The 11,106-nt window shown below is 69.9% G+C and carries 8 protein-coding genes and 3 pseudogenes; 1 reads left to right on the forward strand and 10 read right to left on the reverse strand.

Going from position 1 to position 11,106, the window contains the following annotated elements; translation table 11 throughout:
- Positions 1-29: 29 nt before the first annotated feature.
- Together IPK24_25425 and IPK24_25430 are read right to left on the reverse strand one after the other, a co-directional pair.
- On the reverse strand, positions 30-812 hold the full coding sequence (locus IPK24_25425; GenBank protein ID MBK8078792.1) for a DUF418 domain-containing protein: 783 nt from the start codon (positions 810-812) through the stop codon (positions 30-32).
- Between the two features lie 374 nt (positions 813-1,186).
- Positions 1,187-1,873: a response regulator transcription factor gene (locus tag IPK24_25430; protein ID MBK8078793.1), complete on the reverse strand. Its 687-nt coding sequence runs from the start codon at positions 1,871-1,873 to the stop codon at positions 1,187-1,189.
- Between the two features lie 50 nt (positions 1,874-1,923).
- Between IPK24_25430 and IPK24_25435 the strand changes: the two genes are divergently transcribed.
- Positions 1,924-3,132, forward strand: coding sequence for a two-component sensor histidine kinase (locus IPK24_25435; protein MBK8078794.1), 1,209 nt, complete (start codon positions 1,924-1,926; stop codon positions 3,130-3,132).
- A gap of 69 nt (positions 3,133-3,201) precedes the next feature.
- On the opposite strand, the gene IPK24_25440 is transcribed toward IPK24_25435, so the two are convergent.
- The 8 genes and pseudogenes from IPK24_25440 to IPK24_25475 all read right to left on the reverse strand — a co-directional run bounded on the left by IPK24_25440 (position 3,202) and on the right by IPK24_25475 (position 10,568).
- Positions 3,202-3,951 carry a gamma-glutamyl-gamma-aminobutyrate hydrolase family protein gene (locus IPK24_25440; protein MBK8078795.1) on the reverse strand — a complete coding sequence of 250 codons (750 nt, stop codon included), beginning with the start codon at positions 3,949-3,951 and terminating at the stop codon, positions 3,202-3,204.
- Positions 3,935-4,700 (reverse strand): annotated as a pseudogene (locus IPK24_25445) (3-oxoacyl-ACP reductase). The gene IPK24_25440 and the pseudogene IPK24_25445 overlap by 17 nt, the downstream one beginning before the upstream one ends.
- 33 nt (positions 4,701-4,733) lie before the next feature.
- Positions 4,734-6,085 (reverse strand): annotated as a pseudogene (locus IPK24_25450) (aldehyde dehydrogenase).
- 148 nt (positions 6,086-6,233) lie between these two features.
- A pseudogene (locus IPK24_25455) lies at positions 6,234-7,635 on the reverse strand (glutamine synthetase).
- Between the two features lie 1,164 nt (positions 7,636-8,799).
- On the reverse strand, positions 8,800-9,192 hold the full coding sequence (locus IPK24_25460) for an adenylyl-sulfate kinase (protein MBK8078796.1): 393 nt from the start codon (positions 9,190-9,192) through the stop codon (positions 8,800-8,802).
- Positions 9,193-9,778: 586 nt separating this feature from the next.
- On the reverse strand, positions 9,779-9,982 hold the full coding sequence (locus IPK24_25465) for a hypothetical protein (GenBank protein ID MBK8078797.1): 204 nt from the start codon (positions 9,980-9,982) through the stop codon (positions 9,779-9,781).
- 177 nt (positions 9,983-10,159) lie between these two features.
- Positions 10,160-10,378, reverse strand: a complete 219-nt coding sequence (locus tag IPK24_25470) for a Bax inhibitor-1/YccA family protein (protein MBK8078798.1) — start codon at positions 10,376-10,378, stop codon at positions 10,160-10,162.
- Entirely contained in the window at positions 10,323-10,568 is a 246-nt protein-coding gene (locus IPK24_25475) for a Bax inhibitor-1/YccA family protein (GenBank protein ID MBK8078799.1), read from the reverse strand. Before IPK24_25475 ends, IPK24_25470 begins: the two co-directional genes overlap by 56 nt.
- Positions 10,569-11,106 lie beyond the last annotated feature (538 nt).

Raw genomic sequence — 11,106 nt, forward strand, 5'->3', positions numbered from 1 at the left:
CGGCGCCTCTGCCCCGAGGTCATCGCGGCCTACCTGGCCCGCACGGAATGAGGTAGCGAGCGGCCCACGTCCGGGTCGTCGACGGCACGGGTGAGCGGGACGATCTGCCACCAGGTGATGCACCGCAGCACCCACTCAGCAGGGCCGAAGCGGAAGCGGCTCAGCCGGGCGGCGCTGAACACGGCCTGCCCGATCAGGATGGCGACGGTGAGGAGCAGTGCGGTGCCCCAGCTGGCCGAGTCGCGCAGCCCCAGCAAGGGGCCGACGGTCAGCACGAGAACGGTGGCGCCCAGGTAGTTGGTCAGCGCCATCCTGCCGAGCGGTTCCAGGATGGCCGACACCGCGCGCCGCGCCGGGCCACGCAGCACGAGCAGCAGCACGGCGCAGCTGTAGGCCACTGCGGTGATGATCCCGGCCGCGGCGGCGACGGTCTCCGCCAGCTTCTGGGTCGACCACATCAGGTCGCGCTGCCACCAGGTGGCAGCCACGGCCACCGGAGCGCTGAGCACCAGCGTGACGGCCAGCGCACGTGTGCAGATCGAGGAGTGAACGATGCCGCTGCGGGCCAGCGCCAGCCCGATGAGGAACAGGCCGGGGATGATCACCAATCCACCACCGAAGACGGCGATCCCGCCGCCGAGCAGCAGCAACCCGCCCGTGGCGATCAGGCTGGTGGTCGCTGCGGTCGTGGGCAGCAAGGTGGCCGGCAGCAACACGACCAGGCCGATGGCGGCATAGGGCACCAACGCCTCACCAGGGTGGACGACCTGATGGGCGGCGCCGATCGCGCCGAGGGCCAGTAACCGACGCACCAGCAGCCACCGCGCGGGTGAGCCGACCGCGCGGTCGCCCCGTTCAGGAAGATCGCGAAGCTGATTCCGAACAGCAGAGAGAAGATCGGGAAGAACCGTTGATGAGCGGTCAACTCGAGCGCCTCAGCGATGGGGTGGTACTGCCGAAGGCCGGAGCTGACCTCCATGCGCAACAGGCCGGGCAGGTTCGTCACGAGGATGCCGCACAGGGCGAAGCCGCGTAGGGCGTCCACGGCACCGATCCGCGATGCGCGGCCGGGGCGGAGACGGGTCTCGGAGGCGGTGGTGTGAGCCATGCCTCGATCTTGGCGACGGGTCGAGTTCGCCGCCTCGGCCGGGCGATCGAGCGCCATCGGCCGAATGGCCGATCCTGCTCAGTCGCCTCGGACCACGCCGTGTCGCCAGGCCCAGGCGGCGATCTCGACCCGGTTGCGCACCCCCAGCTTGGCCTGGACGTTGCCCAGGTGGGTCTTCACCGTCGACAGCGACACGTACAGCGCGTCGCAGATCTCGTGGTTGGTCCGACCGACCGCCACCAGCCGGACGACGTCCAGTTCCCGTTCGCTGAGCGCGCCACCGGCAGCACCGGCACCGGCAGGGCTGTACTGGTCGGTGGGCGGGCCGATCGGCTGCAGTCGCTGCAACAACCGGACGGTCACGGCAGGTGAGATCAGGGCGTCCCCCCGGGCCGCCGCCCGGACCGCCTCGATCAGCAGGTTGGGGCCGGCGTCCTTGAGCAGAAAGCCGCAGGCACCGTTGCGCAGGGCACCCTCGAGGTAATCGTCCTGATCGAAGGTCGTGACCACCACGACGGGGATCGGGTCGACCACGCCCGGGCCGGCCAGCAGCCGGGTGACCTCCAGGCCGTCCAGGGCCGGCATGCGCACATCGACCAGGCACACGTCCGGCCGCAGCCGGCGAGCCGCTGCGACGCAGGCGGCCCCGTCGCCGACCTCACCGACCACCTCGAGGTCGGGCTGTGCGGCCAGGATCAAGCGAAAACCCATCCGGACCATCTCTTGGTCGTCGGCGATCAGCACCCGAGTTGGGGTCCGGTCCATGACCGTGATGGTGTCACGCACTGCGGCGAACCCTGTTTCACCGTCGTGGCGTGGCTAGCCTGGCGTTCGTGGACCTCGCCCGTGCCTCGGCACCGACCCGCAGCGGCGCCGCCCGGGCGACGGTGATCGGCGCGGCCGCCGGGCTCGTGCTGGTGTGGCTCGTCGATCTGCTGTCGCTGTCCGGGACGCCGCACCGCGGGCTCTGGTGGCTCCCGGCAGCGACCGGCCCGGTGGCCGTGGCCTACCTGATGGTCACCCGACGGCGGGCCTGGCTCGAATGGTCGGCGCTGCTGTTGGCCACGGCATCCCTGGGCCTGACGGCACTGACCGGGTACACCGGCTGGGCGTATGCCAGTTGGAGCCTGGTCGAGATGTTCTGTCTGTGGGCTCTGCTGGTGCGCCTGGCCCGTTCCGGGCACCCGCCGGCACGGGCTCTGGTGTTTGCCCTGCTGCTGTCCCTGGCGGTGATCGCCCTGCCGGTTCGCACCGGCCTGGGTGTCGGATCCGACGTCCTGACCTTCGCGTTCCTGCTGACCCTGGTCACCGCGGCCATCGCCGGGACGGCGACCTATCTGCGCACGATGGACGACCGTCGACGCCGGGCGCTCACCCAGGTGCGGCAGGCCGAACGCCTGCAGCTCGCCCGAGACCTGCACGATCTCGTCGCGCACCACGTCACCGGGATCGTGGTGCAGGCGCAGGCCGCCCGCACCATCCAGGCCCAGTCACCCGATCAGATCGAGCCGATCCTGGCCCGGATCGAGCACGCCGGGCTGGAGACGCTGCAGTCGATGCGCCAACTGGTCGGCGTGCTGCGGACCGAGGACTCGGCGTCACAGGTGCGTCGCGGTGACCTCCTGGTCGACCTCGCCGAACTGACCGCGGCCGCCGCGCGCAACGGGGGGCCGGGGGCACAGCTCGACGTCGACCACGCAGTCCGGTCGCTCCACCTGACCGAGCCGATGTGCGCGACCGTGATCCGCGTCGTGCAAGAGGGCCTGACCAATGCGCGCCGTCACGCCCCGGGCAGTCCCGCTCGGGTCGCCTTGACAGTGCGGGCAGACCAGTTGTCCGTCGAGGTGCGCAACCCGACCCGGCCTGGACGCGCGGGACCACCGATCGGTGGCCGCGGCGGGTTCGGCCTGATCGGGCTGCGCGAACGCGTCGAGGCCGTCGGCGGCAGGTTGCAGGCAGGTCCCGACGGCGAGCGTGAGTGGGCCCTGATCGCCACCCTGCCGCTCACGCCATCGCCCACCTGACCGTCGTCCAGAGCCGTTGCCGCCGAAGCGGATCCCGCGCGGCCTGGCGCACCAGATCGAATGCCGCGGTCACGTACCCCTGCGCGTGTGGCGGTAGGTGGTGGCCGCCGCGACCAGCGCCCGGAACAGGCTCATGTCCTGGCCCACCTCGGGGTGCCACTGCACGCCGACGCAGAACGGCAGCGCCGGGTCCTCGGCGGCCTCGATGAGACCGTCCGGGGTCCAGGCGGTGGCGACCAGGCCGTCGGCGAGACGGTCGATGCCCTGGTGGTGGTAGGCCGGAACCCCTTCCAGCGCAGTGCGTCCCAGTGCCTGCGCCAACCGGCTGCCATCGGCGACCTTGATCGGGTGGGTGCCGTAGATCCCCGCACCGGGTGATCCGTCGTGGTCGCCCAGCACGTCGGGCAGGTGCTGGTGCAGCGTGCCGCCGCGGGCGATGTTCAGCACCTGCAGGCCCCGGCAGATGGCCAGCACCGGCAGCTCACCGGTGATGGCCTCGGCCAGCAGCCCCAGCTCCGCGGCGTCCCGATCGGGTTGCGAGGGTTGGGTGTTGGCGTCGCGAGCAGCGCCGTAGCGGACCGGGTCGACGTCCGGCCCCCCGATCAGCAGCAGCGCGTCGAGCCTTTCGAGCACCGGCTCGATCAGCCCCGGCAGCGGCGGCAACAACACCGGGATGCCACCCGCGCCGACAACAGCGTCCACGTAGGCCCGCGGCACCAGCACGGCATCGGTGTCCCAGACCCCCCATCGGGCCGGCACCGCGTAGGCGCTCAGCCCGATGACGGGGGCTCGCGACGGCCCGTCAGAGGGGCGTGACATACGCACCCGTGATGCCGCCGTCCACCAGGAAGTTGCTCGCCGTGATGAAACTGGCGTCGTCGCTGGCCAGGAAGGCCACCGCGGCGGCCATCTCCTCGGGTTGGCCGAACCGGCCCATCGGCACGTGCACCAGCCGGCGCTGGGCGCGCTCCTCGTCCTTGGCGAACAGCTCCATCAGCAGCGGGGTGGCCACCGGGCCGGGCGAGAGCGCGTTGACCCGCACGCCCTCGCGCGCGAACTGGACGCCGAGCTCGCGGGTCATCGCCAGCACGCCGCCCTTGCTGGCGGTGTAGCTGATCTGCGAGGTCGCCGCCGCCAGCGTCGCCACGAACGAGGCGGTGTTGATGATCGAGCCCTTCTTCCGGCTTCGAGCATGTACGGCAGCACGGCCTTGCAGCCGAGGTAGACCGAGGTCAGGTTGACGTCCTGCACCCGGCGCCAGGCCTCGATCCCGGTGGTCAGGATCGAGTCGTCGTCGGGGGCGAGATGCCCGCGTTGTGGAACGCCACGTCGACCTGGCCGTAGGCCTTGACCGTCTCGGCGTACATCCGCTCGTTGTCCTCGGGGCTGGTCACGTCGACCTGGATGAACAGGCCGTCGAGCTCCTTGGCGAGGGCCTCGCCGGCCTCGGGGTTGACGTCGGCGATGACGACGGTGGCGCCCTCGGCGGCCAGCCGGCGCGCGCTGGCGGCACCGATGCCGCTCGCGCCTCCGGTGATCAGCGCGACGCGGTTCTCGAAGCGGTTCAGCGGTTCTCCTTTGTTCGCTGGCTCTCGTCGTGATCAGTCGTGGGCGAAGAAGACGTTCTTGGTCTCGGTGAACGCGGCCAGTGCGTCCGGGCCGAGCTCGCGACCCAGACCCGACTGCTTGAAGCCGCCGAACGGCGTGGCGTACCGCACCGAGGAGTGCGAGTTCACCGACAGGTTGCCCGACTCCACCCCGCGCGCGACTCGCAGCGCGCGGCCGACGTCGCGGGTCCAGATCGAGCCGCTCAGGCCGTACTCGGTGTCGTTGGCCAGTTCGATCGCCTCGGCCTCGTCGCGGAACGGCATCACGGCCACCACCGGGCCGAACACCTCCTCGCGCCACACCTTGTCCTGGGCCGAGCGGGGCAGGACGACGGTCGGCGGGTACCAGAAGCCCGCACCGTCCGGCGCCGAGCCCCGGAACGCGATGTCGACCGGCTCGGTGGCGTTCTCGACGTAGGAGCGCACCGTCTCGCGGTGGGCCGCCGAGATCAGCGGCCCCATCTCGGCGTCCGCCTCACCCGGCGAGGTGACCTTGACCCCGGCGACGGCGGGCTCGAGCAACCCGAGGAACGTCTCGTACACGCTGGCCTCGACCAGGATGCGCGACCGGGCGCAGCAGTCCTGACCGGCGTTGTCGAACACCCCGTAGGCGCGGTGGCGGCGGCCTTCCCCGAGGTCGCTGTCGGCGAAGACGATGTTCGCGCTCTTGCCGCCCAACTCGAGCGTGACCCGCTTGACCCTGCGACATCGCCTGGGCGGCGAGCCGGGTGCCGACCTCGGTGGACCCGGTGAACACGAGCTTGCGCACCAGCGGGTTGTCGACGAATCGCTGCCCCACCCGCCGCCCTTGCCCGGCAGCACCTGGAACACGTCCGCCGGGATGCCCGCCCCGAGGGCCGGGCGCCGAGCCGGATCGCGGTCAACGGGGTGAGCTCGGCCGGTTTTGAGCACCACGGTGCAGCCCGCGGCCAACGCCGGTGCGAAGCCCCAGCCGGCGATGGGCATCGGGAAGTTCCACGGCACGATCACGCCGACGACGCCGATCGGTTCGCTGAAGGTGACGTCGAGGCCCGCCGGCGACCGGGATCTGCTTGCCGAACAACCGCCTCGGGCGCCGCCGAGTAATAGGCCAGCACGTCCCGGACGTTGCCCGCCTCCCAGCGGGCGTTACCCAGGGTGTGGCCGGCACCGGCGACCTCGAGGGCCGCCAACTCGTCGACGTGGGCGTCGACGACGTCCGCGAACCGCCGCAACAACCGCCCCCGGTCGGCCGGAGCCACCGCCCGCCACGCCGGCCAGGCCGCGTGCGCCCGGGCAATAGCGGCGTCGGTGGCCGCGCCGTCCAACTGGGTGACGGTGGCCGCCCTCTCTTCGGTAGGCCGGATTGATCACCCGGTAGCTACTCATCGCCGAAACTCTCCTCGTCGTGCCGTCCGAAACCACGTCGTCCCGAACCTGCTCATGCTCCGTGGGTGACTGCTCGTACTCCGCAGCTGACGCGGAAATCGGGACGTATCCACTGCATCCCACCTGTCACCTGGAGCACGAGGCGGGTTGGGTGGGGGTTGTGGTGCCCGGCTCAGAGCGCTCGAAGCACCGAACCCGCTCCCAGTCGGTGACTGGTCGCCTCGAAGGCGGCGAGCTCGACGTCCGCGGCGTTGACGTAGTGGTCGACGACCTCGTCGCCGAAGGCGTTGCGCGCCAACACCGACGTGGCGAACAGGTCGCGCGCCTCGCGCAACGTGGTCGGCACCCGCGGCCGCTCGGCGACATAGGCATTGCCCTGCAGCGGGGCCTCGGACAACCGGTCTCGATCCCCACAACCCACCGGCCAGCATCGCCGCCACCGCCAGATACGGGTTCACGTCCCCGCCCGGCACCCGATTCTCGAGTCGCAACGCCGACCCTTGCCGACCACCCGGATCGCGCAGGTGCGGTTGTCCTCACCCCAGGCGACCGCGGTCGGTGCGAAGGTGCCGGGCTGCAATCGCTTGTAGGAGTTGATGTTCGGCGCATAGAGCAGGGTGAATTCGCGCAACGTGGCCAGGATTCCGGCGACGAAGGGCTTGGAAGGATGTCGCTGCGGCCACCCGGGACGGCGACCCGTCGGGCCGCGCGCGAAGACCGTCTCGCCGCCCAGGCCCGCGGAAACTCAGGTGGATGTGGCAGGAGTTGCCCTCGCGCTCGTTGAACTTGGCCATGAAGGTGAGCGCCTTGTCGTGCTGGGCGGCGATCTCCTTGGCGGCGGTCTTGTAGACCACGTGGTGATCGCAGGTGGTGATGGAGTCGGCGAACTTGAAGGCGATCTCGTGCTGACCGAAGTTGCACTCGCCCGGCTGACTCCACGACCAGACCGGCGCGGTCCATCTGGTTGCGGATGTCGCGCAGCAACGGCTCGACCCGCGTCGTCCCGATGATCAGAGTAGTCCACGTTGTATCGATTGGACGGCGTGAGCGCGATACCCGGAGTCCCAGGCCTGCTCGTAGGTGTTGTCGAAGACGATGAACTTCAGCTCGGTGCCGGCGTAGGACACGAAGCCCATGTCGGCGGCCCGGTCGGCCTGCGCCATCAGGATCTGGCGCGGGGACTGCACCACCGGACGGCCGTCCAGCCACAGCAGGTCGCACTGCACCATCGCGGTCGCAGGCAGCCAGGTGACCGGGCGCAGGGTCGACAGGTCCGGCCGCAGTAACGAAGTCGCCGTAGCCGGTCTCCCGACGAGCTCATCGCGTACCCGCCGACGGTGTTCCGGTGTCGACGTCGACGGCGAGCAGGTAGTTGCAGCCCTCGGTGCCGTGGGCCAGCACCTCGTCGACGAAGTAGCGGCCGTGGATCCGCTTGCCCGCGAGCCGGCCCCTGCACGTCGGTGAACACCACCAACACGGTGTCGACGTGACCGGAGGCGACGGCCTCCTTCAACGTGTCGACCGTCATCGGCACGTGGGACGCAGGGCGCGCTCGGCCATGGATCTCTCCTTCTCGACCTCCCGGGGGCACGTGGTGGACACGTGGTGGCGAGCGACATGCTCCACCATGCGAGGCGCTGCCGTCTCGCAATCGGCCCCGGTGATCCGGCAAATCTCATGCGGCCGGACGGCGCCGCGCGACGATCTGCGTGCTCAGGCGACAAGCTTTGGCGGGCGGTGGTGTGGATGATGCGTTTTTGGCGTCGCGTCCCGATCGGCCTGCTCCTCCCCACGCTTTGATCGTGCACCGCGCCTCACCAGCGGCCCCAGGACTACGGCCAGGGCGATCACGAGCCCTTGTAAGTATCGTGGCAGATCCAGCAGCTTGGTGACCCGAGGCCAACAGCACGACGGCCAGTGCCCGACGGATCAGCCAGCCCGGGGCGCGGGACGACAGCTGCGCGCCCAGGCAGATCCCCTGGGATCGAGCCGAGCAGCAGCGAGGCGGTCAGGTCGAACTGGAAGTCCCCGAACAGCACGTGTCCCAGCGCGGCACTGGCCACTCAAGGGTACCGCCTGCACCAGGTCGGCGCTGACGAGCTGGTTGGCGGTCAGGCTCCTGGAACAGCGCGATCAACGCAATGATGATCAACGAACTGACCCGACCGAGGTCATGCCCACGATCAGCCCGCCGGCCGCACCGATCAGCACGGTGGGTAGCGGCCGGACGATCGGCACGTCCTCGGGCTCGATCACCTCCACCCCCGCCGGGCCGCGGCCTCACGCAGGCGCACCCGGGCGACTATGCCCAGGTAGGCCTTAGACCATGGCGGCCGCAGCGACCAGCAGAGCCACCCCGAGCGAGGTCTTGACCACCGCCTCGCACGTCGCCGGAAGGCCTGTGCGCCCGCAGCACCAGCACCCTGACGAACGCATTCTCGGCACCGAGCGCCGACGCATGAGCCACCGCACCAGCGGCCACTGGATGGTGCCGCGCCGCATGTGCACCCAGCTGCCGACCGGTTTCATCACGGCTGCGGCGACCAGGTCACTCGACGTATGCCAGCGGCGTGACCCCGAACAGCAGCACCAGCACCGTCATCAGGGTACCGCCGCCCATGCCGGTGAGGTTGACGACGAAGCCGACGATCAACCCGGCTTAGCACCACTTGTGGACGTCCACGAGCCACCCTCACCACATCGCGCCAGGCCGCGCCTTCGCACCACCGGACGTCATCGGCCAGGTGAAGCCGCGTGCTCCTGAAGCATCTCGCCACAGGCGATTCACACACTCCTGGACGGATATGTCCGAGGTGTCGAGCACGATATCGGCATCACTGCGGTTCTCGTACGGCGAGCTGATGCCGGTGAAGTCGGCGATCTCGCCTCGGCGGGCCTTGGCGTACATCCTCAGTGGCCGCAGCGTCCACCATACCTCGGCCAGAGCGGGTGGCGACGTGCACCAGCAGCAGGTCTCCCCCCGCCTGCTCGACCAGGAACGCATTTCTCGGCCCGCCCGGCCGCGAACGGCGCGATCGGCGCACAGATCGCGGTCTCCAGCGTGCTGGGCGACCTCGGCCGCCACGAACCCGATCCGGCGGATGCTCTCTCGGTCGGCCAATGGTGAAGCCGGAGTCTGCCGACAGCAGCTGGCGCACCTCGTCGCCGTCCAGCACCGATAGCGTGCGCCGACCGTCTGCGATCAGGGCCTCGGCGAGCGCTCTTTGGCCACTGTGATCGTTTGCGACCGGGACAGGTTCGTGAAGAAGGCGGTCGCCGAGGCCAGTGCGGCCGGCCGACGGCGCGCGCCAGCTCGGCGGTGAAGGCAGGGTGGACCTCGCGTCGAGCCGCGCTCACACCGGCACTGCGGATCTCGGCTGCTCCGTAGGTGGCCATCGCCGGCCCCGCCAGCTCAACCTCAACAGCGGGCAGCGCCAGCGGCACCACCAGTTCAGTCTGGGTCGGCCAGGCGGCCGAGCAGCCTGCCACAGGGCCTCGGCGCCGAGACCACCAGTGTTTCAGCGGGTCCGCACTAGTCGCCGACCATCACGAGCCAGGAGGAGCACTGCCCCCGCTTCGGCGGTAGCCGCTGCCCCGAGCGGCGCCACCTGCTAGCCGGCGCCGGGCCGGTCAGGCTCACCACGATGACCGGCCGTCCTGCCACGTACCCCTCACCTGCGCCGCGGTGAGGCGGTGACAGCACAACAGTGGCGAACGGGCGTAACCGCGTACCGGGGCACGCCGTCCGGGGCGAAGGTCAGCTCGGCGACCGGGGTGCCCTCGGCGTCCTCGACCAGCACTCCCGCGTGAGCCGCCTCGGGCAGTTCACCCAGCGCACCGTCCGGCAGGTGGTTGAGCACGTTGCCGCCGACCACGGTTTTGCTTTTCGAGCTCGAAGCGTGGCGTGCGAGGGGTGCCAAACCAGGCAGGACAGGAGCGACCACCATGGCGGGATCGTGTCGTTAGTCGAGATAGCCTCCCTGACCGCTGGCGTCACCATGATGAGGGGCTGTCGGCAGAGCGGATCAGTCGTTGCCCTGCAGGATGGCGAGTTAAGACGCAGGATCCTCGAGGTAGAGCCAGACCAGCGTGACCACCAGGCCGAACGCGGCGGTCCAGGCGTAGACCTTGGGGATGTTGTTGGTGATGCCCCCGCGCGACGAAGTCGGCGTCGAGTACCAGGAAGAACGGAGGCCAGCAGGATTGCGAACGCACTCAGCGCCACCGGCAGACCGCCGCTTTGAGTAGATGCGGTTCCAGGCGCCGAACATGCACGCCGAGGAAGTGCACCAGGCCGAACACCATGCAGCCGACCCCGGCGATCATCCCGCCTTCTGGGAACTTCGGGTTGCTGCGGATCATTGCGGTCTTGCAGAGGCCGAGCATGGCGCCGAAGGCGCACAGCGTGCCGACGATGGCGTGGACGATGATGTCGTTGCCCTGCCAGAGGGCGGGACGCAACGACGGATGTTACCACGAACACACCCGACTTGCGCGTAGGCGAACATCAGCGGCGGGCTGGGCACCTTCGGGAACTGGGCCACCATGGCGAGCACGAAGCCCACCAGGCCGGCGCCGAGCAATGGTTACGCAACTGTTTCCGGGCTTGATGAACCAGCAGGTCGGCACGGCGGTGACCAGCAGACCAACCGAACAGGGCGGCGGTGCGGACGACGACGTCGCCCAGGGTCATCCGGTTGGTGTCGACCGAGGTCGCGGACGGCGCCTGCGTTCTTGTCCTGGATCGTGCTGGCGGGGGGTGTCGCGGGCTGGAAGGTCGCGTACCCACCGCTCTTGAACTCACCGCTGCGGCTGACAACACACCACCGGTCTGCAACGGTCGTGCCCCGCACCCCGCTGGACTGGGCACCACCGCCCGGCTGGTACTCAAGGTCACGCCGAACGTCCTGGAATGGTTCCTGCACCTGCCGATGACACCTTCGTGGGATCAAGGTTCGGCGGCTCTCGAGGTAGGTTCGGGGCATCCGAATAGCCTCCG

It is taken from the genome of Kineosporiaceae bacterium (assembly GCA_016713225.1).
Lineage (GTDB): Bacteria > Actinomycetota > Actinomycetes > Actinomycetales > Kineosporiaceae > JADJPO01.